Here is a 26,042-nt window from a genome sequence, read left to right as displayed (position 1 = left end):
TTAATGAAACCACCCAAAATGGTGAGGTTATTAGCGGCGAAGTGCCGTTGGATGTGGGCTCAGATGCGATCCATCAGCTTGATTTCAATGCTGACCAACCGGATTTAGCCAACCTAACCAGTAATGGTGCCGCGACCACATTTACGGTTAACGGTAACGTATTAACCGTGGTTGATAGCGATAATAAGCCAGTGATGGTAGTAACGATTGCTAAAGATGGCTCATACACGGTTGAAGTCAAAGGCCCCATTGATCAAAACGATGCTGACATTGCCAAGATTAATCTTGGTGTGACGGCGACGGATAATGATGGTGACAGTACGCAAGGACAAGTTGTTATTACTGTCACTGATGGTGAAAATGCTACAGGTGGTGAAACTGGCTCAATTACCATTACAGAAGGTGATTTAACGCCAGCGTCTGGTCAGCAAGGATATCCAGTATCAGGTAATACTGATATTGCAGTTACTGCTGGTGTCGATCGTCTTGATCCAACCTCGGCAACAATCGATAACGCTAAGCTGACGGCATTAATCGATGAGTTACAATCAGAATTAACCTCTAATGGCGAAAAGATCAGTTTTAATTATGATCATAATACAGGTGTATTAACAGGTGCTGCTGACGGAAACGTTGTTGTTACAGTCGCCGTGACCGCGACACAAGCTGCAAACGGACATGATGTTGATATTAAAGTCTCGATTACCCAACACTCTCCACTTGACCATAATGGTAGTGATAATGGTGGCTGGGTAAATGTTGATGGCGATAAGATTGTTATCGATGTACCAGTACAAGTTAATGATACTGATGGTGATCCTCTTACTAATGATGTTAATGCTCAAATAACTATTGAAGATGGCGCTAATCCAGTAATTATTGCTGCACCTGCATTAACGGTTGAAGAAAGTGATTTAGCCTCAGGTTCGACTCCGTCGGGTGATGGCGAAGCAGCTATTGGCGATATTGTTGTTAACTCAGGTAGTGATTATGTCACTAATTACAAAGTAGACGTTGACTCGTTTAATCAACAAAATGACATAACTTCGCATGGTAATAAAATAATTTTATCGCAATCAAGTGAAGGTACTTACCAAGGTATCGCTAACGGTAATGTTGTATTTACTTATTACTTACTACCAACTGGACGTTATATCTTCCAATTGCATGGCACAATAGATCATCCAACTCAAGGTGAAGATCAATTAACCATTGATATTCCAGTATATGCGATCGATAACGATGGTGATGTCAGTGGAAGTGTCAATGTGAATGTCACAATTCAAGATGATATTCCATCGGTTCAGGATGTGACATTAGCGACGGTAGAAGATAGCTCAAGTACCCAACAAAATGTGATTACAGCAACAGGGGCTGATGGTGCTGAAGTGACGGCTTTGATTGTTGATGGCCAACATATTGCGTTGTCTAGCTTAGAACAATCCGGTGAATATCGAATCTATGAAGTGAAAGATGGTACGCAAGTATTAGGTGAGCTGATGATCAAGCCTAATGGTGATACTTACTTTATAGCCAAAGATAACATCTCTCAAACCCAAGAAGAGCTAATTAAACAAATTGGTTTTGAAGTAACCGATGGTGACGGCGATACTGCAACTGGCACTATAACTTTAGATATTTCCGATAAAGACGCCATACTGCAAGTTGAAAATAGTGTCGGTGAAGAAGAGGATGGTCGTCACTCTACCGATCCAACTGATAACGTTGACCCTAATCGTGGTGGTATTGAAATCAATATGACCATTGATGGTGGGGATAACGACCGTGGTGAACATGTTGGTACAGTAACTATTCAACCGCAAACACAAGCACATGGTGTGTTTATGTATAACGGTCAGCCACTCACAGTTAATAGTGACGGTAGTGTTACCTTACCACCGGAGGCGTTTGCAGTTGATAATACCAATCCACCAGATGTGAAATTTATTTTACAAGGTGTGACTTTTGTTCCTGATGCAGACTATTCAACTTCAGCAGCTGGAATAAAATTTGACGTAACTGCACAAGTAAATACCACTGATGGTGGTAATCATCCGGTTATGAATGGTGAGTTCTCTATTGATGTGCAAGGTATTGCGGATACACCAATCTGGAATGCAAGTTCTGTTGATCACTATGTCACCTCAGAAGATCAGGATAACGTGTTACTCAATGTTGTCGCTGATTTACAAGACACCGATGGTTCAGAAAGGCTATTCTATTTCATTACGGTACCAGTAGAATATCAAGATAAGTGTACTTTAGAAATTAGTGGACAGTTATTAACTGAAACGTCATCAGGCTCTGGTGTGTATAAGGTAACAGCAAACCAGATGGCGTCAGTTGAAGTTAATCCGGTTGATAATTTCAGTGGCGATATTGAGTTAACGATTCAGGCACAGAGCAAAGAGAAAAATAATTTTGTCGATGGTCATCAAACCGCCGACTCTGAAGTTAAAACTGTGATTATTAATGTCAGTCCTGTGGCTGATGATGCGGTATTGAAAGTCACGCGTGTTGAAGCAAATGAAGATCAGCGGATTGATTTATCAAGCCATATTAACTTGACATCATTGGACGATAATACCGATGGTTCTGAGACTTTATATCTACAAATTTCGGCATTGCCTGATGGCGCTGTGCTGTATCTTAATGATCAGCTACTGACGCCAAATGGCGATGGCGTATATGAGATTTCATACCAACAGCTAAGCGGTTTATCAATGCAACCGCCGTTAGACAGTAATGTTGATTTTAGTATTACGGTTAATGGTGTTGTCCGTGATGTCGCACAAGTGACAGATGCTAACGGCCAAGTGACGACTGAGACCAGTGAAAAAATTATTGGTCCTCAAACCATTGATGTTGCGTTAACCGGTGTGGTTGATCACCCTGAAATTGTCTCTGATAACCCTGATTGGACACCATTAGATGATGGTCGAGATGGTTTACAAACCACGATTAAAGAAGATGGCGAAGCTAAATTTGATTTTAAAGTCGTCTCTGGTGAGCACACCAATGCTGACGGTAATACTGATGGCTCTGAAACTCTGAGTGTGGTTATTTCAGGTATTCCAAAAGGGACTGAGATTTATGATGCAGAAGGTAATCTACAAACCTTAGTTTACGCAGGTGAAGACAGTAATGGTCAGCCTATTTACCAAGTAAACCTAGACTCATTAACCAATATTGTTATTAAACCACCACAGAATAGTACTGAAGATATCAGTTTAGATGTGCGCACAGTGGTGACTGAAAATGATGGTGCAAGTGCTGAGTTTAACAGTGAGTTGATTATTCATATCACACCTGAAATTGATGCGGATAATTACACCACCATATCGACAGGACTAGAAGACGAAGCAACCATTGTTCATTGGCAACCAACGCTGACTGATCCGCAAGAGCATATTACGGGGTTAGCTTTAGGTGGATTACCGACAGGTTATCAACTATTTATTAATGGCGTAGAACTGACTACAGACACTAATGGCAACGTTGAGTTAACTGCACAGCAATTACAGACATTACTTGATGGCGGTGAATTAACCGTAACTGCGCCTCATAATTCAGATCAAGATATAAAGTTAACCTCAACGGTTACGGTATCTCAAACTGATGTCGACGGTAATAAAGAAACCGTAACCAAAGATATTACTGGCACATTGGATGTTGATATTAAAGCGGTTGTTGAGCCTGATGGTTCAATAGTTATAGATCATAATGGTACACAAGAGACTACGATAGCCTCTGGTAGCGACGGTGTGATTGATTTATCTAATGATGCTGGATCTGACGGTAAAATTATCTGGCAAAATGATGATAGTTCAAGTTCAGAAGTGATCACGCAAATTGTGTTAGATCCTATTCCGGAAGGATTTGTGATCATTGGTGGTATTAATAATGGTGATGGTAGCTGGACGGTGCCGCAATCATCACTAGATGACTTAAAAATAATTGCACCAGAAGGATTTAAAGGTCAGTTAACCCTTAATATCAATGCCCTTGTTCAAGATATGAGCGATGATGGTGATGTCAGTGATAAAGTTAACGAGAAAGGAACAATCACGTTAGATTTTATCGCTAATACTGAAAGTCATACTGAAAAAGCCGCCGATATCATTGTTGATGATAGCTATATCGTAACGGGCACTGAAGATAATAGTGTTGATCTCGGTAAGCAAATGATGGATCACATTGTTACCATCAGTACAGCGAACGGTGATCAAGCTCACGATGACTTTACCTTGGTGATTAATGCCGATAATTTACCAGATGGTGCAACTATTTCAGGCGCTGATTTTGACCACGTTACTGGTGAGTACGTATTAAAAGTACCTGTTGGTGCTGATGGTACGGTTGATCTTTCAGGCATCACATTAAATCTTCCTGATGACTATGCGGGAGATTTTAAGTTTGATGTTACCTATGTCACCACGGATACTGAAAGTGGTGATTACATAACCAAGAACGACACCATTGCTGTGCAAGTTGCTCCACAAGTTGATGGGCCTAAAGATGTCGCGATTACGGTTGTAGAAACTGATGGCCTAAACGCCGATAAGCAACCGATCTCGACTTCTGATGATAAGCAAGAGCAGGTATACGATAATATTGCTTACGAAGATGGTGATATTAAACTCGATCTCTCGATGAGTTTAAAAGATACCGATACATCAGAGACTGATGGTAAAGAAACGATACAGTCAGTAACCCTAACATTAGCTGATACTACCAATGGCGTATTTATTGATGCTAATGGCAATGTGCTAGGCACGTCAATTACGGTTGATCAAAGTCAGCTTGATAATATTCATTTTAAGCCTGCACTCGATTTTAGCGGTAAGGTCGATATTAATGTCAGTACAACTGTAGTGGATACTGCTATTTATGATCAAACTAGCGGGGCGACAGTCACTGACACGAAATCATTTGATAGTACGGTTAGCTTTGATGTAATTGCTGTGAATGATGAAATCAAATGGCAAGGTATTGATACACCTATTGTTGGTGATGAAGATACCGCTATTTCATTGGCTGGAATCAGTGGTTCTTTAGAAGATATCGATGGCTCTGAGCATATTGTTTCGATGAAATTAGAAAATGTGCCCGATGGCTTTATCATTGAAGGTGCTGTTAATAATGGCGGTGGTGTATGGACAATTGCTGCATCTGGTGAAAGCTTTGATTTAAGTGATATTAAAGTCCGTCCACCCCATGATTTCAGCGGTACCGTTGATATTGATATTGTGGTTTATTCAAAAGAAGACTCACTGGATAAACCGGCAGAGAATCGTGAAACCATCACTATCGATGTACAACCAGTAGCCGATAAAGTAGATACTGATGTTACAACTAATGTCACTGGTGATGAAAATAGTCCGATTACGCTTGATTTGGGTATTAAAGCTTATGACGACAAAAACACCATTAATAATCCTGGTCCAAATGTGCATGAAAATGGGGCTGAATCATTACAAATAACCATCACTAACGTACCTGATTCAAGTTCGTTTACGTTACCTGATGGGGTTGATGGTAGTGCAGAAAAGCAAGCTGATGGTTCATGGATAATTAAAGTGACAGGCTCTGATCTGGATTCGTTAATTTTCCATCCGGGTGATGCTAATAATCAAACGGTTATTGACGGCACTATTTGGAATGGCGATTTAAATCTCGATATTCGTGCGGTTGACAACGGTGTTGTTGGTACCGACAGTGTTGCAGTTGATAAGATTATCCATGTTGATGTTATTCCTGATAATGATGCACCAGTAAACCATTTACCTTCAGATCCATTAACGGTTGATGAAGACGCTACGCTAGTGATAAATGGTTTGCAAATTACCGATGTTGATAGCAATGATCATGATGCAGTAATGGATATGACTGTCACTCTAAGTGTTGAGCACGGTCAGCTTGCTATTTCTGCGGGTGTTGATACATCAGGCTTAACCATCACTGATAATGGTGATGGTAAGTTGATTATCAATGGTGATTTAAATTTGATTAATCAACTTTTAGATCATGGTATTAACTATACCGGTGACAAAGATTTTAACGGTACAGATAGCCTGACAATGACCACTAACGATAATGGTAATTCAGGTGCTGGCGGTCCATTAACCGATACTGACACTATTGATATAACCGTAACACCGGTTAACGATGCACCTGTAAATACTGTACCGGCACCGTTTGATGTTAATGAAGATAGTAGCCATGTTATTACAGGCTTGAGCATTGCAGATGTTGACGCTAAAGAAAGCGGTACTTCGGGGCAAATGACAGTTGAGCTAAGCGTAGAGCATGGACAACTGGATATTATTGCCACCGATACTCTAGGACTAACGATCACTGATAATGGTGATGGTAAGTTAGTGATAAGCGGTGATATCGATAAGATTAATACTTTGCTTGATGCGGGTGTTAAATATACTGGTGATGAAAACTTTAATGGTAGCGATCAGCTAACCATGACTACATCAGATAACGGCAATGTTGGTAGCGGTGGCGTGTTAACTGACGTGAGTACAGTTGATATTACTGTCGATGCGGTAAATGATGCGCCTGTAAATACAGTACCAGCAACATTTGATGTTAATGAAGACAGTAGCCATATTATTACTGGATTGAGCATTGCAGATATTGATGCCAAAGAAGGTGGTACATCGGGGCAAATGACAGTTGAGCTAAGCGTAGAGCATGGACAACTGGCGGTTATTGCTACCGATACTCAAGGACTAACGATCACTGATAATGGTGACGGTAAGTTAGTGATAAGTGGTGATATCGATAAAATTAATACCTTGCTTGATGCGGGGATTGAATACAGTAGCGATCAAAACTATAACGGTAGCGATCAGCTAACCATGACCACTTCTGATAACGGTAATGTCGGTAGTGGTGGTGCGTTAACCGATGTGAGTACAGTTGATATTACTGTCGAGGCAGTTAATGATGCACCGGTCAATGATGTACCTACCACGATTACTGCGAGTGAAGATACTGCAACAGTTGTGGAAGGTATAAAAGTTACCGATACTGATTTTAATGAGCTTGCCAATAATGAAGCGATGTCGGTGACATTAGCGGTTAACCATGGCTCACTATCGATTACATTACCAACAAATAGTGGTGTTGAAGTTACTGATGATGGCAGCGGTAATGTGGTTCTGAAAGGTTCAATGGCAGATATCAACGCGGTACTTGATAGTGGCGTGAGCTATACTGCAGCTGAAAATTTCAGTGGCAATGATGAATTGACCATCACAACCAATGATGGTGGTAATACCGGTTCTGGTGGTAGTCTATCGACGACCAATAAAGTCAATATTACCGTCACACCAAAAGCGGATATGCCGTCCTTAAGTTTAAGTCCTGATCATATTCAAACCGCTGCGATTCAAAGCTCATTAGGGACAATGTTACCTTTGATTGGCTTAATTGCTGCAGCGTCAGCTGATGCTTCTGAAACACTGACAGTCAAACTTAGTGATTTAGGCTCAGCTCAGGTTGTTGATAAAGCTGGCAATGTTATTGGTACCGATTTAGGTAATGGTGAGTGGCAAATTACTGCGCAAGATCTGAATGATGTTTATATTAAAGATCTTACTCAAGGTGCACACACAATCAGCGTTGCTGCAGTATCGACTGAATCTGATGGTTCTCAAGCAATATCACCTGCGGTTAATATTGATGTCGTGGTTGATGATCTTAGTGTAACCAATAATATCATTGGTCAGAATAGTGCGTCGAATCAAGCGAATTTAGTGATTGATAGTACCGCTGAAGCAACCCTATTTGGCGGTGACGGCAATGATATTCTCGTCGGTGGTTTAGCATCTGATATTTTAGTTGGCGGTCGAGGTGATGATATTCTGTGGGGAGGTGATCTTAATGGCCATGGCGATGGCGTTAAAGATACTTTCTTATGGTCTGAAGCCGATTTTGGTACAGCTAATGCGCCAGCGACAGACACTATCATGGATTTTGAAGTGGGTATTGATACCATTAATCTTGGTGATGCGCTTAATAGTCAGGATATTCAATCTGTTGAAGATTTGAATAATCGTTTAAATATAGTAGAGCAACAAGGCAATACTGAAATTCAGATTTTTGACGATCAACATCAAGTTGTGCAAAACATCATATTAGATGGTGTTAGTCATAATGATCTCTTTGGTGATAATGCGACTAGTATGACTAATGCTGATAAATTGGATGCGTTACTTAATAGTGGTAATCTTGAGTTAAGTGATAATTTTGGTAATCAACAAGATAATATCTTGACTGCTGATAACCAAGGTGAGTCTTTGTTTGGTTTCGGTGGCAACGACATTCTTGCTGCTGGCCAAGGTAATGATATTTTAACCGGTGGTAGTGGTAATGACGTGTTTATATGGCATGAAACATCGCTTTCAGCGGTGGAAAATACAGATACCATTACTGATTTTGAATTAGATAAAGATCAAATCAATCTTTACGACTTATTGACTGATGATAATAATAGTATTGTTGATATGGATGTTTTATTGAAACATGTTAGTGCTGATGTTGATGATAACGGCAATCTCAATCTTGAAGTGAATAGTACTCAAGGGCAGTCACAGCATATTGTGTTAGAAAATTTCAACCCACAACACGATTTAGGCTTAATAGATGGTGCATCTTCTGCTGATATAGTGGCATCGTTGTTTAATCATAATGTGTTTCAAGTTGATAATAACCATTAACGATTAATGAACCTAAAAGAGCAGTTTTGAATAGCTGCTTTTTTTGATAAAAAAAGAGAAAGAGTGATGAAAAAAGGGCTAATTGGTGGGTTACTGCTATTAAGTTCAGGAGCAGTATATGCGCAAAGCTGTCCTGTTAATGTACCGAATCCAATTCATATTGATAAAGGTAACGTGTCTGTTTATGAAGCAGGAAAGCCAAAGCTATTAATAGATGATAATAATAATTTGTTTATTAATGGTAAGCAGGTTGATCTTAATACGATGCAACAGCAAGCATTAACAGCTTACAGCGATAATATGCAGACCTATTTGCCACAGATGGCGGCGTTAGCTCAACAAGGCACAGACCTAGCATTAGCAGTATTGAAAGATGTATCAAGCAGTTTTGACTCACAAGCTGCATTTACTAAAGTACAAACATTGGTGAAACAATTAAGTGAGCAGGCGCAGCATAAATTTTATAACGCGAAAGGTGAGTTTGTGATGCCTGCTGATGTGTTTAGTAGTATGGATACCACCTGGAAAACGGAATTTGAAAATGCGATGCAGCAAGTTACCGTCGAATCAATATCAAGTGTATTAATGGCGCTTGGTGATGAAATGAAACATGGTGATCTCGATTTTAGTCAAATGCAGACTAAATTTTCGCAATTAAAGACGCAGATCACTGACACTGTGACTCAACATAGTGGTGAGATGAAAGTAAAAGCAAATGATTTATGCGGATCAATTGAAGGCTTAGCTAAACAAGAGCAGCAACTTCAGCAAATTATTCCACAGTTGCAAGATATACCAATGTTTAAAAGTCATGCTAACGAAAGATAAGCATTGAACCAAAAATAGCACCTAAGGGTGCTATTTTTATTGGTATTTACGCCTACACTGATAGATAAGACATCAGTATTATCTTTAAAAATGGTGGATGTTGCTGGCTGTAATTTATTCACCAAGTCAATGGAGTGCTATATGTTAAAAATTCTGATTATTTTTGGTTTATTAGGCTTTGCATATTGGGTGATTCGCTATTTATCAAAGTCACAACAAAATCAGATTGTCACAGGTCTTGTGGCGGTATTAGGCTCTGCAGCAATCATTTTTATCGGATTTGAACTCTTTCGTTAAAGTAAATCAGTAAGGGCAATACCAACACCGAGTCGTTGCTGTTTATGGTTGTAATCAATGAGATTTTCACCATAGCCTGTTGAGTATTTCGTATAGCCTCGTAACTTACCCCATAGTGGGAAGGTCAATCCCAATTCACCATAGCCTTTGTGAGTTGCAAAATTTTGGCGGCCGGTAAAACTAAATTCGTAATCTTGCCACTTATAAATCGCATTTATCTCATAATGCCCCATATAATCGATGATATCTGGATTGTCATCGCCTGTGGGTGAGAAGGGTGTTTGTTTTTTATCTTCAGGAATTCGCCACCACGGGCGCAATGATATCGCTAAATTACCTTTCTCAACGATCAGATCCGTATAGACGCGGTTCCAGCTACGCGATAAACCCTGCGTTCGACCATTTGATTGGTGTTCAATACCCAGTGTCATCCAAGTTTTGGTGCCAAAGGGGGCCCATGGTGTCGGGGCTAGGTAAAATATTTCGGGGCGATAATTGGTTTCTCTAAACGGACGTGAAAGGTCTGCGGCATACACTTGCCAATATGACTCCAAGGTGAAAGCGACAAATAAGCCATCATCATCAATCAATAAATCACCATAATTTAATGGTGTTTTAAAACTAATTTGAAACTCCGCTTCAGCATTTTTCATCTTACCCGCCCACTGGCTATCTTTATAAGCGGCATCATTGATGCTGTCAGTCATGACTATTGGTAGAAAATAATTCATACGATGGGGAGTAATAACGAAGCGGTTGAACGCTGTTTCACGTTCATTTTGTAAGCGTTGAGAAACAAGCGTTGGCTGGGGAGAAGCCTGATGCGTTGTTGCCGCTGCAATATTTTTGGTACAACGCAAACGGATGTTATTGAGTGTTAAATCACCATTTTGGGTTTTTACCGCGTTGAGTAGGCAAGCATCATAATCTTGAGCAGTGCTTGCAGCTGCTGTACTCGCAATAAATAATGAAGAAGTAAGGCAAACAGTATAGATAAATCTCACAATAACTTATAATCCTTGAAAGTGATTTGAAAACAAAGGGTACTAATTATTTGTTGATGTTGATACTCTAGTGATTCAACCGTGAGATCATACTAGTGGTTATGATGGTGTCCTTGTTTGCTTTCAACATAATGTGAATTATTGGATTTGAATTTTTAATAAAATATATCATGGTATTGAATATAATAAAAAGTTTAATAACAATTAACTTAATATTATTGATAGTTGTTTTTTTAGCAGACTTTCTGGAATATTCGAGCCAAATCCTAAATCTAATGCTAAATCAATTAATTCTATTTTTGAATTGGCATTAAATTTTTCTCTTAACTTTAATATATAAGTCTCTACAGTTTTAACCGATACATTTAAATTTTTTGCAATAGATTGAGGCTTCTTCCCGTAGAGCGTGAGGAATAAAACTTCAGATTCACGAGTGTTAAGATAAATGTCTGAATTCTTAGACGTTAAGTTTAAATAGGACTTTTTTATAAGCGGCATTTCTGTACTACGGCAAAGCCAGTGGCCAGCTTTCAATATTGCGGTGTCTTTTAATTCTATACCTGAAAATAGAATACCAATAATTTCATTATTCTGATCACGCCATGCTACTTTAGTACAAAGATGCACTCGCCAACTACCATCATAATAAGGATGGATATCAAGGGTTCGCACTACCTTTTCGGTTCTCATTGCTTGTAAGTCTTGCTCTCTGAATATACTAGCACAATGACTGGTAGGGCTTGGCATATCAAAATCTGTGCGACCAATGCAATCTAGATGATGTTCTAGTCCCATCATTTTACTAAATTCAGTATTTGCATACATATAAACAGAGTCTTTATTTTTAAATCCCCACCACCCTGGAAGTTGGTTGAATGCATCTAAAATCATTTGGGTTTTAATCGGTTCCATAGTTTCCTCAATTAATCACATAACAAAGATAATGCTTACATGTCATCATTAAATACTAAATTCGCATAAAAATTCCATTTAGTAACCGAAAAATAAGGCATTTACGCTAAAGGAAGGAATGCCTTTAAGGTATGCAGGGTTAGTGTAAATATAATGCATGTAGAATTAACTTAAAGATCTTCTTTAAAGGTATATAAAGAATGATAAGAACAACTTTATCTTATCTGATGATAATAATGAGTGTTAATAGCATTTTGTAACGAACAGTAACTAAGGAGACAACATTTTATTTGTGATTAGCTGAAGTGGCATAGTTCATTTGGCTATCTAATCAGAGGGTTTTATCCATAATAGAAACTGCGTAAGCTAAGATCGTGAGTTAGCTTTTAAAACTGTGGTTAATATTTGTCGACCACTTCACATAAATTAGTACTTAAAAATATTTCAAAACCGCAGTTTGTACAAATCATTTACATATAGTTATTTTTATCAATTGTTTTTGTTTCATAAGTGAAACAAAAAAGCATCATATTAATTGCTATGAACCCGCCTTGTAAATTGCTAATAAGCATGATTTTTCCAGGAAAACATACAATGGTTACTAAGGTATTCCTTATTCACAATATGTGTAATAAAAACCATTGATTTTAATAGTGTTTTTTTTAATTGTTCTTATTTTCGTTTTGTCAACAAGTGAATCCCCTTATGTAATGCAATTTATGGCGAATATATAGTTTATTTCATTAAATTAGATAGTTAGCTGATCTTGTTTAAATACATTATTGAGTGGATTTAATCCTAATTAAAGCAATTGAGAGGCTGTAATCTTCGGGCGGTAGCATGTCTGAATAGGCATGAGGTCATAACGGTGATAAGACTTTTATTTGTACTCTATTTTACCTACATCATCCCTGTGAATATTAATATGACATTAACAAAAAAAGCCCTGTTTAGTATATTACTGACTTCTTTATTGACAGGTTGCTCTGTACCTGGGTCACACCTTAGCCTTGATGGTAAACGTGTTATCGAAAGTAAAAATAGTAATATTTCAAATCGTGTAAATATATATCCACTTACAGCACAATCAGTAGGTGAATTTAAAACTAACCATATTATGGCGCAGACTAACCCGAGTTTAGATAATGAATTATCTAATTATCGTTACTATATTGGGCCGGGTGATATTTTAAATATTACTATTTGGGATCACCCAGAATTAACAATACCTGCTGGCTCATATCGTAGTGCTAGTGAGTCAGGAAGTTGGGTTCATGCGGATGGCACTATTTTTTATCCATACATTGGAAAAGTGAATGTTGTTGGTAAAACGGTAACCCAAGTACGTAGTGATATTGCTTATCGTTTGTCATCATTTATTGAAAAGCCACAAGTTGATGTAAGCATTGCCTCTTTTCAATCTCAAAAAACTTATATAACAGGTGGAATTAAAAACCCTGGTCAGCAGCCGATTACTAATATTCCTCTAACCTTACTGGATGCAATCAATAAGGCTGGTGGTCTAAGTGATAATTCTGATTGGCGTAATGTAACGCTAACTCGTAATGGTAAAGATGAGACTGTATCTTTATATGCATTAATACAACGTGGTGATTTGACTCAAAATCGTTTGTTAAGAAGCGGCGATATTATTCATGTCCCACGTGACGACGCGCAAAAAGTTTTTGTGATGGGGGAAGTAAAAGAGCCAAAATTACTGAAAATTGACCGGGCAGGTATGAGTCTTACGGAAGCTCTTAGCAGTGTAGGCGGAATTAATGAGATAGAAGCTGATGCAACTGGCATCTTTGTAATACGCGCAACAAAAGCAGGTTTTGGTAAAGATAACATTAATGCCCCTATGGTTGATCTATTTCAACTTAATGCTAAGGATGCTACAGCTCTAGTGATTGGTACTGAATTTGATTTACGTCCATATGATATTGTTTATGTCACAGCTGCACCAATAGTTCGCTGGAACCGTGTAATTTCACAACTCCTTCCAACGATTAATAGTATTAATTTAATATCAGAAACAAGAAGTAATTTTAGAGATTGGTAATAGGATTAATTCAAGTAGAAATTAAATCTTTTAGATCAAGAATGTTAATAAACAACGGAAATTATTATGCATTCTTGATGATAAAAATGACTTTATTATTTATTGTAATTTTTAACTCTCAACATTTTAATATAATGGATTAGCTGTCATGAGTGTAATAAAGGATGCGACATTAACGTCAGTAAAAAAAAATAATGATATTGAGTTGGGTAAAATAATAGGAGTTGTTCTAGAGTATCGTTGGAGTATATTATTAATAATAGCGATGGCAACGATAGTCGGATTTTGTAAAGTTTATTTTTCTACACCAATTTATCAAGCAGATGCGTTGATACAAGTAGAACCAAAGAGTGGTGCATTGTCTGATATGCTTGGAATAGGCGATGAGTTATCAGTTGAACCATTAACAAATGCTGAAGTAGGTTTAATTACTTCTAGGATGATTTTAGGGAAGACAGTCGATAATCTTGATCTTACAACTGTAGTGACGCCTCAATATCAATCTATTATTGATTATATTTTAGCAAAGTTATATGGGAAAATTCCACAACTATCAATAAGTCTTTTTGATAGCACTTCAAAAATGCAGTTATTGCTTGAAGTTGAAAATTTATCACAGCAAACGTTCAAAATATATAATTATCAAGGGGAATATATCATTGATGGTAAAGTTGGTAAATTAATTAAAAATGACTCATTTAAACTAATTGTTAACCAGATTAATGGAGAAAAAGGGCAGACTTTTGCTATTGATAAGCAAACAAGAAGTAATGCTATTAGTCAATTGAAAAATAATTTGTCTATTTTTGAACAAGGAGTTGGTACTGGTATGTTAGTACTAACTTTGGAAGGGACAACTCTAAATTTGATTGAGGCTATTCTGAACGATATTAGTAATAATTATTTATTACAAAATGTAGAACGGAAGTCTGAAGAGGTTGAAAAAGGTATTAACTTTGCAACTGAGCAGATTGTTGGTATTAAAGATAAGCTGAGTAAAGCAGAAGATAAGTTAAATAACTATCGTTTAGTCAATGGTTCAGTCGATTTAAATATTGAAGCTAATTCCACCTTAAATAGTTTGATTGCAGTTGAGACAAAACTTAGTGAATTAAAATTTCAAGAAACTGAGTTGGCAAAGCGTTTTACTAAAGATCACCCATCTTATATTAGCCTTCTTGATAATAGAAATTATTTAGAGCAGCAAAAAATAAATTTTGATAATGAAATAAAAAAATTACCACAAACTCAACAAGATATATTACGACTAACACGTGATGTAAACGTAAATCAACAAATATATATACAGTTACTTAATAAGGCACAGGAATTACGATTAATAAAAGCTGGTACTGTTGGTAATGTGCGCATTATCGATGTTGCTGATGTAGATATGACTCCTATATCACCTAATAAAAAAATGATTGTTAACTTATCTTTTTTCGTTGGGATAGTTATAGGTCTAGCCCAAGCTTTCTTTCGTGCTGCATTTAATCGAGGAATTTTAAACCCATTAGAAATAGAGTTTATCGGGTTACCTGTTTACGCTTCAATTCCTGCATCGAGTTGGCAAAATGAAATGGTTAAAAAGGAAAAACGCAAAAGAGAATTGGTAGTGAAAGATACTTTACTTGCTGTTGCTAATACAGCCGATTTGTCAATTGAAGCATTACGTAGCCTACGTACTAGTTTGTATTTTGTAATGATGGAAGCAAAAAATAATGTTTTGATGGTTTCAGGTCCAACTCCTAGTATAGGTAAATCTTTCATAGCTGCGAATATGGCTACGGTTATAGCTCAAACAGGACAACGTGTTTTAGTAGTTGATGCTGATATGCGTAAAGGAAGAATGGATCGTCAGTTATGTGTCGAACATAAGCCAGGTCTTTCAGATTATCTCAGTGGTCAACTGGATATCAATACGATCATCAAACATCCCAATGTGTCTAATCTAGATTATATTGGTAGAGGTGACATACCACCAAATCCATCTGAATTATTATTCCACCCACGTTTCAAAATGCTAATAGATTGGGCTTCAGCTAATTACGATATTGTGATTATTGATACACCACCTATTTTAGCCGTGACAGATGCAGCAATAGTGGGAGCGCATGTTGGAACTACATTAATAGTTGCCCGTTTTGCAAAAACATCGGTGAAAGAACTGGAAGCAGCTAAACAAAGATTTGAGCAAAATGGTATTGAGGTGAAAGGATTTATTCTAAATGCTGTGGAACGTAAAGCTATTAATTATTATAGAGAATACAGTTACAGTACGGAAAATAAATAGATAATAAAGTCATTCTTTGGAAAGAGATTAATAATGTTCTAAAAATTGTATCAAATATTGGTGTTATAAAGTTCAAATAATAATTTTATTTTTTTGAAATTATTGATATTTTTATATAAGAATAGGAGTCCAAATATGTTTTTATGAAATTAAGTAAATAGTCAAAGTTGTTATATTTATTACAAGGATAAGGTTACTATTATGGATAATGCTTATTTATTTGTCTTTTTTGCATCTTTTTCATCACTTTTTGTTATGCGAAAAATAGCGAAAATCATAGGTTTAGTAGATAGGCCTGATATTAGAAAATTACATCAGGGAATGATTCCTTTAGTTGGGGGAATTTCAATATATATTGCATTAATTATAGCTATTTTATTATATATACCAATGAGTGTTAATTTACAGTTGTATTTAAGTTGTTCCACATTATTAATATTACTAGGTGTGTTAGATGATTATTTTAATATTAGTGTGAAAATACGTTTATTAGTTCAAGCAACTATTTCACTCGCAATGATATTAATAGGTGATCTGAAGTTAGTTAATCTAGGTTACTTATTTGGTAATGAAACTATTATATTATCAGAATCCATTGGTATTATAATTACGATTATGGCTGTTATTGGTGCTATTAATGCGTTTAATATGGTTGATGGTATTGATGGCTTAGTTGGTGGATTAGCATCAGTTTCATTTTGTTCATTGGGATTTTTTTTCATATTAAATGGTAACGAATTTTTAGCGACATTATGCTTATTAATTGTTAACGCACTTATCCCTTATATTATATTAAATATTGGATTTCCATTTGGTTTTCGATTTAAAGTATTCATGGGAGATGCTGGTAGTATGTTTATAGGTTTTTCTATTATCTGGATGTTACTTTGTGGAACTCAGAATATAGAGACAAAAGCTTTAAAACCAGTTACGGCATTATGGATAATTGCTATTCCATTAATGGATATGGCCACAATTATGATTCGACGTGTAATTAATGGGAATTCTCCTTTTAAACCTGATCGTGAGCATATACACCATATTTTCCAGCGCATGGGATTATCACCGACTATGACGTTAATTGTAATTTGTTTTATAGCTACTATATTTTCAATCTTTGGTGTTTGGGCTGATTTAAATAATATTCATGAATCAACGATGTTTATTACATTTTTGTTTTTATTCATATTGTATTTTACAACATTGGTTATACTTAGCCGATTAAAAAATGTTGCAATAAATAATTTTTTCAGAAGGAAAAAGAAAAGAATTATTATTTAATTTCTAAATGTTATAAAGTTATTAATGTTTATTAATAATCTGGCTTTAAATTGAATACTCTATTTCTATTAATATAGGACCTTCTTTGTTAAAGCTAAATTAAATTTCAACTAATGGAATAATAAAATGGAATTGTTATTAGAAAATACAACAATAGGTATTATTGGTTTAGGTTATGTTGGCTTACCACTTGCGGTTGAATTTGGTAAGCAGCACAATACTATTGGATTTGATATTTGTGCTAAACGTATTGCTGAATTACGAGATAAAAACGATTTTACGCTTGAATGTTCCACTTCAGAATTAAAAGCGGCCAAAAAACTTGAGTATACGGTAAATATTGAAGATCTTACTCAATGTAATGTATTTATTGTTACTGTACCTACTCCAATAGATAAACATAAGCAACCTGATTTATCTTTACTCGTAAAAGCGTCTGAAATGATAGGTAAGATACTTAAAGTAGATGATATTGTTATCTATGAATCAACTGTTTATCCAGGGGCGACAGAAGAAATTTGTATCCCAATACTTGAGCGTGTTTCTGGTTTTAAATTTAACCAAGATTTTTATGCAGGATATTCACCTGAACGTATAAATCCAGGAGATAAAGAACATCGAGTGACCAATATATTAAAAGTCACGAGTGGTTCAACACCAGAAGCTGCCGAGTTTATTGATAAACTTTATCAAAGTATTATCAAGGCAGGTACGCACAAGGCTTCTTCTATTAAAGTTGCAGAAGCTGCTAAGGTTATTGAAAACACACAGCGTGACGTCAATATTGCACTTATTAATGAGCTGTCGATTATTTTTAACAAACTCAATATTGATACGTTAGAAGTGTTAGAGGCTGCAGCAACTAAATGGAATTTTTTGCCATTTCGTCCTGGTTTGGTCGGAGGTCACTGTATTGGTGTCGACCCATATTATCTAACTCAAAAAGCGCAAAGTGTGGGATATCATCCTGAGATGATTCTTGCTGGACGCCGTCTTAATGACACAATGGGAAAATTTGTTGTCTCGCAGCTGATCAAAAAAATGTTGAAAAAACGTATTCATGTTAAAGGTGCGAATATATTGGTGATGGGGTTGAGCTTCAAAGAGAACTGCCCCGATCTTCGTAATACAAAAGTCGTTAATATTATTTCAGAACTAGAAGAATACAATATCAATGTCGATGTTATGGATCCTTGGTGTTCGAGAGAAGAAGCAAAATCCGAATATGGTCTAGAGTTGTGCGATGACATAAAGAAAGGCCACTATGATGCAATTATCATCGCAGTGGCGCACAATGAATTTAAAGTTATGGGAGCCGATGAGATTAAATCTCTCGGTAAGTCCAAACATGTTATATATGATCTGAAATATGTTCTTGAAAAACAATATGTTGACATGAGGTTGTAATTATAAGATGCATAAGGTGGGTAAATACCCACCTTAATATAAGGAAAAAAAAGACCATGTATCAACATATTCAACAACAATTATTACATGACCCTAAAGTGTGGCTGGTTACGGGCGTTGCGGGTTTTATCGGTTCGAACCTATTAGAGAAACTATTACTATTAAATCAAAAGGTTGTAGGCTTAGATAATTTTAGTACAGGCCATCAATATAATCTTGATGAAGTTAAATCTCTGGTTTCTGAAGCACAGTGGGATCGGTTTAATTTTATAGAAGGTAATATTTGTGATTTTAATACTTGTCAGAAAGTAATCAAAGATGTGGATTATGTACTACATCAAGCAGCGTTAGGCTCTGTTCCACGGTCAATTAATGATCCGCTGACCACTAATATGACTAATATTAGTGGTTTTTTGAATATGCTAACAGCGGCTAAAGAAGAGCAAGTAAAAAGTTTTACTTATGCAGCATCAAGTTCAACCTATGGTGATCATCCAGCACTGCCAAAAGTAGAAGAAAATATCGGTAATCCATTATCTCCTTATGCTGTGACTAAATACGTTAATGAGTTATATGCAGGTGTATTTGCAAAGACGTATGGATTTAAAACAATTGGTTTGCGCTACTTTAATGTATTTGGAAAGCGTCAAGATCCAAATGGGGCCTATGCTGCGGTGATTCCTAAATGGGCATCTGCCATGATCAATAATGAGCCTATATTTATTAATGGTGATGGAGAAACGAGTCGTGATTTTTGTTTCATTGAAAATACCGTTCAGATAAATATATTAGCCGCAACAGCATCCGATGAAGCAAAGGATCAGATTTATAACGTTGCTGTTGGGGATCGTACTACCTTGAATGATTTATATTATGCTATTCAGAGGGTACTGAATGAGAATGATGTTAATCATATTACTAAGCCTAACTACCGTAAATTTCGAGTTGGTGATGTTCGCCACTCTCAAGCTGATATAACAAAAGCACAAACTAAATTGGGTTATGAACCACAATATAGAATTCTAGCAGGAATCAGTGTTGCAATGCCTTGGTATAAGCAATTTTTAGAATAAATATTTATTGTTCGCAGTTGAATTTAGTAAATAACTATCAGAAATAGAGAACTTTTATCCCATGAAAATTTTAGTTACTGGTGGTGCTGGCTTTATTGGCTCAGCAGTTATTCGACATATTATTAATAATACTCAAGATAGTGTCGTTAATCTTGATAAATTAACATATGCAGGGAACCTGGAATCCCTTTCTGAAATAGATAGTAGTGAGCGTTATGTATTTGAACAAGTAGATATTTGTAATCGTGGAGAGTTAGATCGTGTATTTGATAAGCATAGACCTGATGCAGTAATGAACTTAGCAGCTGAAAGTCATGTTGATCGCTCAATTGATGGTCCTGCAGCATTCATTGAAACGAATATTATTGGTACATATACTATTCTTGAGGCAACACGCACTTACTGGAACCTGTTGGATGAAGTTCAGAAAGCGTCATTTCGCTTTCATCATATCTCTACTGATGAAGTATATGGTGATTTAGAAGGCACTGATGATTTGTTCATTGAAACGACACCATATTCACCTTCGAGCCCATATTCAGCATCAAAAGCTTCAAGTGATCATTTAGTTAGAGCATGGCTGCGTACTTACGGTTTACCAACCATTGTGACTAATTGTTCAAACAACTATGGTCCTTACCATTTTCCTGAGAAGCTTATCCCGTTAATTATTTTAAATGCCTTAGCCGGTAAAGCATTACCTGTTTATGGCGATGGTATGCAAATTCGTGACTGGCTCTACGTTGAAGATCATGCATCAGCCCTTTATACCGTTATCACTAAAGGTAAGGTTGGTGAGACATATAATATCGGTGGTCATAATGAAAAAGCCAATATTGAAGTGGTGAAAATAATCTGTTCACTGCTTGAAGAGTTAGCACCTAATAAACCTCAAGCTGTAACTCAATACCAGAATTTAATTACTTATGTAACTGATCGACCAGGGCATGATATTCGTTATGCGATTGATGCATCTAAGATTGAACGTGAATTAGGTTGGAAGCCAGAGCAATCATTTGAGTCAGGTATTCGTAAAACGGTTATATGGTATTTAAATAATAAAAAATGGTGTAGTCGAGTATTAGATGGTTAGTGTAATTGCTGGAATACAATCAAATAGATATTTGATACATTTTGTTTTTAACATGTAATTAAAATTATCAATTTCAAGTTTTATTAATTAGAGCTGATGTTTTTATTTTGTTTGTAAATTTCACCACTAATTCAATTAATATTTTTTAAATTATAAGCGTTTAATTTTAACGATTACTATCGATTCTTGTAAATATAGGGATGATAAAATGAAAGGAATTATTTTAGCTGGAGGTTCAGGTACACGTTTATATCCAATCACTCGCGGCGTCTCTAAGCAGTTATTACCGGTTTATGATAAGCCAATGATATTTTATCCATTATCAACTCTGATGCTAGCAGGAATTCGCGATATATTAATTATCACTACGCCAGAAGATATTGATAATTTCCGCCGTTTATTAGGAGAAGGTTCTGATTTTGGTATCAACTTGGAGTATGCGGTTCAAGCTACTCCCGATGGATTAGCACAGGCTTTTATCATTGGCGAAAAATTTATTGGGAATGGCAGTGTCTGTCTGGTGTTAGGAGATAATATTTTCTACGGTCAATCATTTGGTCAAACATTGATAAATGCTGCATCGCATGGATATGGAGCCACCGTTTTTGGTTATCAGGTAAAAGATCCAGAGCGTTTTGGTGTTGTTGAATTTAACCCAAAGATGCAGGCCATTTCAATTGAAGAAAAACCGTTAAGTCCTAAATCAAATTATGCAGTTACAGGCTTATATTTCTATGATAACCGTGTAGTTGAGATGGCAAAAAAGGTTACGCCATCATCTCGCGGCGAACTGGAAATTACGACATTAAATGAAATGTATCTATATGATGGGACGCTAAATGTTGAACTATTAGGTCGTGGGTTTGCATGGCTTGATACTGGTACACATGAAAGTCTGCAGCAAGCTTCTTCTTTTGTGGAGACAATTCAAAATGTACAAGGTCTTAAGATCGCATGTTTAGAAGAAATTGCGTGGCGTAATGGCTGGTTAACAACCGAACAAGTACAAGCTTTAGCTGAGCCAATGCTCAAAAATGAATATGGACAATACTTGATGCGTGTTGTTAGTGAATTGCCACTTATGGAGCCATGATGAAAATTTTAATAACGGGTTGCGACGGACAAGTAGGTAGTTGCTTAGTTAAGCAGCTACAAAGTTGTACTAATGTTGAATTATTAGCTGTTGATCGAAAAGAATTAGATATTACGGATCAACTTGCTGTAACTGAAATGGTATTAGAGTTTAGGCCTGATGTAATTATAAATTCAGCTGCGTATACAGCTGTGGATCAAGCTGAAGTAGAAATTGAACTTTCCTATTCCATCAATCGTGATGGTCCAAAATATTTAGCGGAAGCTGGAAATAAAATCGGTGCAGCAATATTGCATATATCTACGGATTATATATTTTCAGGAGATAAACGTGGCATATATAGCGAAGATGATCTATTTGGGCCTCAAGGTATATATGGATTAAGTAAGCTAGCAGGAGAACAAGAAGTGGTCAATGCTTGCTCTCGGCATATTATTTTACGCACTGCATGGGTGTTTGGTCAACATGGGAATAATTTTGTTAAAACGATGCTGAGACTAGCTCAAGCACGAGATAGGTTGGATGTGGTTGGTGATCAATTCGGTGGTCCTACTTATGCAAGTGATATATCAAGCACTTTAATTGTTATCGCAAAACAAATTTTTGAGCAGGGTGATCAGTTTGATAATAACAAGTTTGGTATTTATCACTATTCAGGTTTACCACATGTAAGTTGGTATGAATTTGCGCAAACAATATTTGATAAAGCAGTTGAACAACAGATATTAGTTAGCGTACCTCAATTAAGTTATATTACAACGAATGAATATCCAACCTTAGCAAAACGTCCAGCTAATTCAAAATTAGATACGCAAAGGATTAATCAAACATTTGGAATTAGAGCCAGTGAGTGGCAAAAAGGTTTAAGCCATCTAATCGAATATTTAAATTAATGGAATAATATTATGAAAATAACAGCAACAAATATTCCTGATGTGAAAATTATTGAACCTACAGTCTTTGGGGATGAACGTGGTTATTTTATGGAAGTTTGGAATCAAAAGCACTTTGAAATGATGGTAACAGGGAAGCCGACTCAATTTGTTCAGGATAATCATTCTAAGTCCAAAAAAGGAATTTTACGTGGTTTGCATTATCAGACACAAAATATGCAGGGGAAATTAGTGCGGGTAATATCTGGCGAAGTGTTTGATGTTGCCGTTGATATAAGAAATGGTTCACAGACATTTGGGCAATGGGTTGGAATATATCTTTCTGCTGAAAATAAGCGCCAATTATGGATACCAGAAGGCTTTGCACATGGGTTTTATGTTACTAGCAAAGAAGCTCAATTTATCTACAAGTGTACTGATTATTATAACCCAACAGCAGAACACACTATATTATGGAATGATGATGAATTAGCGATTGATTGGCCGTTATTTGGAGAGCCATTGTTATCTGAAAAAGATAATAATGGTGTCTTTTTCAAAAATATTGTTTTTTGATTATGAATAGTTTAAAACAAAAAACTGTCAACGGAATAAAGTGGAGTGCAATTGAGAGAATAGTGACACAAGCAGTCCAACTAATCATCATGTTAATACTTGGACGCATGCTTGGTCCTAATGCCTTTGGTTTAGTTGGCATGTTAGCAATATTTATTGCAATTTCTCAAAACTTTGTTGACGGTGGTTTTAGTAGTGCACTAATTAGAAAACAAGATCGTAGTGAAGCTGATTATGCGACTACTTTATATTTTAGTACTGCAGTTGGATCAGTATGCTATTTAATACTTTTTTTTTCTGCTCCTTATATTTCAGATTTTTATCAACAGCCTGAGTTAATTATACTCGCCCGTGTACTAGGTATTAATATAATACTTAGTTCATTTACTATAGTTCAGCGTACTCGATTAACAGTATTAATGGACTTCAAAAGGCAAGCAATAATATCACTGATAAGTGTAATATGTAGTTCGCTAATAGCTTTATTTCTAGCGTATAACCAATATGGTGTATGGGCGATTGTTTTTCAATCTTTAAGTTTTAACATTATTAATATTGTCTTACTTAATATAGTTAATCCATGGAAGCCTAAATGCGGATTTTCAAAAGCATCATTTGATGTGTTATTTGGTTTTGGTTCAAAAGTACTTGCAGCAAGTTTAATTGGAACATTCTTCGATAATATATATAAAATTATTATTGGAAAATTATTTATATCTACAGACTTAGGTGTTTTTAGCCTAGCAAGAACAATATCAAGTGTACCAAGTATTACGGTCATTAACATTATACAACGTGTTACTTATCCTATGTTTTGCTCGATTCAAAATGATGAGGATAGGCTAAAACTAGCATATAAAAAAACAATGTTAATATCTTCACTAATAGTATTTCCATTAATGTTTGGTTTGGCTGTGATTTCAAAACCGATCGTTAGTCTTGTTTTAGGTGAACAGTGGAAATCTACTTCTAACTTGTTATTTATTCTCTGTATAGGAGCGATGATTTTTCCTATAAAATCGATAAATAGTAACTTTTTATATGTTAAAGGTTTACCTGGTAAAATACTAAAATTAGAAATTATAACTAGAATAATAACACTAGTCATATTGGCTATAAGTATTAATTTTGGTTTGGAATATATTTGTATAGGGATATCAATTGATGCATATCTGTCATTTTTTATATATGGACATATAAGTGGTAAAATAAGTAAAGTTTTTTTAACGGAACAGATTAAAATAATATTTCCAATACTTATTGTAACGATAATATCAGGGCTTTTTGGTCAATATATGTTTTCATCTTGTGAAAATTATATTGTTAATATATTAGGGACATTGCTAATATCCTTGATTGTATATGTAATATTAATATTATTTATAGTTAATAGATTAAATTTAACATCTATCTTTCAGAGAATATAATATGAAAAAAATAGCAGTTTATATTCCAAATTTAACTGTTGGTGGAGCTGAACGTGTCGCTATTATTTTAGCTAATCACTTTTCAAAAATGGAGGATATATCAGTTGATTTTATTTTGATGAATAAAAAAGGTGAACTAATCAGTGATGTTAATAAAAATGTCAATATTGTAGATTTAAGTGTAAAGAATGAGAAAAAAGAATTTTTTGGATTGTTGAAATTAAGAAGTTATATAAGGAATGAAAAGCCGGATTCACTCTTGTGTATTATGTGGCCATTAACAATTGTTGGAGTAATAGCTAAACTTATTTCATTCTCACAAGTGAATTTAGTATTAAGTGATCATACAACATTTTCCAAAACGCCATGGATAAAAAATAAAATTAAAAGACTTATCTTTAGACTTAGTATTAATATATTTTATCCTTTAGCTAATTGTCGGTTGAATGTATCTAATAATGCATCAAGAGATCTTGAGGAGCTTGGCTGGTTGAAAGGAAAATCTATAAAAACAATATATAATCCTGTTGAATTATACCAAGGTGAAATATGTAAACAAAAAAATATTGAAAAGAATGTGATAAGTGTTGGTAGTTTGAAATGGGCTAAAAATCATGAATTATTAATAAAATCATTTAAATTAGTATTGTTAAAAGATGAAAATGTTAAATTAACCATCGTGGGTGATGGTGAAATGAAAGAAAAACTACAGTCATTAGCTAAAAGTTTAGAAATATCAGATAAGATCGATTTTGTAGGAAATAAAAAAGGCCAAGAATTAGAAAATATATACCTTAACGCAGATCTCCTCGTATTATCATCTCATTATGAAGGTTTTTCTGTAGTGATCTTGGAAGCACTAAATTATGGTGTCGCTGTAGTTAGTGTTGATTGTGATAATGGACCTAGGGAAATTCTAGGTAATGGAGCATATGGATGTTTGGTCCCAATTAATGATGAGAAATTACTTTCTGAAAATATAATTAAACAGTTAAATTCTAATACTGATATTAATTTTTTAAGAAAAAGAGCATCTGATTTTTCTGTGAATATTATTGCGGAAAAGTATTTAAATATACTTTAGAGATT

16 protein-coding genes are annotated in these 26,042 nt (G+C 35.6%); 14 read left to right on the top strand and 2 right to left on the bottom strand.

Features of this window, described 5'->3' with window-relative positions; translation table 11 throughout:
• Nucleotides 1-41 precede the first annotated feature (41 nt).
• The 3 genes from PMAL9190_RS17025 to PMAL9190_RS20340 all read left to right on the top strand — a co-directional run bounded on the left by PMAL9190_RS17025 (nt 42) and on the right by PMAL9190_RS20340 (nt 9,860).
• A complete protein-coding gene (locus tag PMAL9190_RS17025) occupies nt 42-8,735 on the top strand; it encodes a T1SS-143 repeat domain-containing protein (RefSeq protein ID WP_235004379.1) in 8,694 nt (2,897 codons plus the stop codon).
• Between the two features lie 66 nt (nt 8,736-8,801).
• Nucleotides 8,802-9,563 (top strand): DUF2884 family protein, encoded by a 762-nt coding sequence (locus tag PMAL9190_RS17020; protein ID WP_087846210.1) that lies wholly within the window; start codon nt 8,802-8,804, stop codon nt 9,561-9,563.
• Between the two features lie 141 nt (nt 9,564-9,704).
• A complete protein-coding gene (locus PMAL9190_RS20340) occupies nt 9,705-9,860 on the top strand; it encodes a hypothetical protein (RefSeq protein ID WP_162840644.1) in 156 nt (51 codons plus the stop codon).
• Here the strand turns inward: PMAL9190_RS20340 and PMAL9190_RS17015 are convergent.
• Nucleotides 9,857-10,864, bottom strand: a complete 1,008-nt coding sequence (locus PMAL9190_RS17015; RefSeq protein ID WP_370738784.1) for a phospholipase A — start codon at nt 10,862-10,864, stop codon at nt 9,857-9,859. The two genes, PMAL9190_RS20340 and PMAL9190_RS17015, sit on opposite strands and share 4 nt — an antisense overlap.
• A gap of 204 nt (nt 10,865-11,068) precedes the next feature.
• Nucleotides 11,069-11,776, bottom strand: coding sequence for a helix-turn-helix transcriptional regulator (locus PMAL9190_RS17010; protein ID WP_087846208.1), 708 nt, complete (start codon nt 11,774-11,776; stop codon nt 11,069-11,071).
• A 925-nt stretch (nt 11,777-12,701) separates the two neighbouring features.
• Here PMAL9190_RS17010 and PMAL9190_RS17005 point away from each other — a divergent pair.
• The 11 genes from PMAL9190_RS17005 to PMAL9190_RS16955 all read left to right on the top strand — a co-directional run bounded on the left by PMAL9190_RS17005 (nt 12,702) and on the right by PMAL9190_RS16955 (nt 26,037).
• Nucleotides 12,702-13,838, top strand: coding sequence for a polysaccharide export protein (locus PMAL9190_RS17005; protein WP_087846207.1), 1,137 nt, complete (start codon nt 12,702-12,704; stop codon nt 13,836-13,838).
• A 148-nt stretch (nt 13,839-13,986) separates the two neighbouring features.
• Nucleotides 13,987-16,131, top strand: a complete 2,145-nt coding sequence (locus PMAL9190_RS17000) for a polysaccharide biosynthesis tyrosine autokinase (protein ID WP_087846206.1) — start codon at nt 13,987-13,989, stop codon at nt 16,129-16,131.
• Between the two features lie 201 nt (nt 16,132-16,332).
• A complete protein-coding gene (gene wecA, locus PMAL9190_RS16995) occupies nt 16,333-17,412 on the top strand; it encodes a UDP-N-acetylglucosamine--undecaprenyl-phosphate N-acetylglucosaminephosphotransferase (protein ID WP_087846205.1) in 1,080 nt (359 codons plus the stop codon).
• Between the two features lie 126 nt (nt 17,413-17,538).
• Nucleotides 17,539-18,819, top strand: a complete 1,281-nt coding sequence (gene tviB / locus PMAL9190_RS16990; RefSeq protein ID WP_087846204.1) for a Vi polysaccharide biosynthesis UDP-N-acetylglucosamine C-6 dehydrogenase TviB — start codon at nt 17,539-17,541, stop codon at nt 18,817-18,819.
• Between the two features lie 56 nt (nt 18,820-18,875).
• Complete coding sequence (locus PMAL9190_RS16985) at nt 18,876-19,892, top strand: NAD-dependent epimerase/dehydratase family protein (protein ID WP_087846203.1); 1,017 nt, start codon at nt 18,876-18,878, stop codon at nt 19,890-19,892.
• 61 nt (nt 19,893-19,953) lie between these two features.
• Complete coding sequence (gene rfbB / locus PMAL9190_RS16980; RefSeq protein WP_087846202.1) at nt 19,954-20,985, top strand: dTDP-glucose 4,6-dehydratase; 1,032 nt, start codon at nt 19,954-19,956, stop codon at nt 20,983-20,985.
• Between the two features lie 208 nt (nt 20,986-21,193).
• Entirely contained in the window at nt 21,194-22,078 is an 885-nt protein-coding gene (gene rfbA / locus PMAL9190_RS16975) for a glucose-1-phosphate thymidylyltransferase RfbA (protein ID WP_087846201.1), read from the top strand.
• A complete protein-coding gene (gene rfbD, locus PMAL9190_RS16970; RefSeq protein ID WP_087846200.1) occupies nt 22,075-22,971 on the top strand; it encodes a dTDP-4-dehydrorhamnose reductase in 897 nt (298 codons plus the stop codon). Before rfbA ends, rfbD begins: the two co-directional genes overlap by 4 nt.
• 12 nt (nt 22,972-22,983) lie before the next feature.
• Nucleotides 22,984-23,526 carry a dTDP-4-dehydrorhamnose 3,5-epimerase gene (rfbC, locus tag PMAL9190_RS16965; protein WP_087846199.1) on the top strand — a complete coding sequence of 181 codons (543 nt, stop codon included), beginning with the start codon at nt 22,984-22,986 and terminating at the stop codon, nt 23,524-23,526.
• A 2-nt stretch (nt 23,527-23,528) separates the two neighbouring features.
• Nucleotides 23,529-24,953 carry a lipopolysaccharide biosynthesis protein gene (locus tag PMAL9190_RS16960; RefSeq protein ID WP_087846198.1) on the top strand — a complete coding sequence of 475 codons (1,425 nt, stop codon included), beginning with the start codon at nt 23,529-23,531 and terminating at the stop codon, nt 24,951-24,953.
• Nucleotide 24,954: 1 nt separating this feature from the next.
• A complete protein-coding gene (locus tag PMAL9190_RS16955; RefSeq protein ID WP_087846197.1) occupies nt 24,955-26,037 on the top strand; it encodes a glycosyltransferase in 1,083 nt (360 codons plus the stop codon).
• Nucleotides 26,038-26,042: the final 5 nt, after the last annotated feature.

The organism is Photobacterium malacitanum, from assembly GCF_900185615.1.
In the GTDB taxonomy this organism is placed as follows: domain Bacteria; phylum Pseudomonadota; class Gammaproteobacteria; order Enterobacterales; family Vibrionaceae; genus Photobacterium; species Photobacterium malacitanum.
Note: the sequence above shows the minus strand (reverse complement) of the source record. Positions and strands in the feature narration are given on the sequence as shown.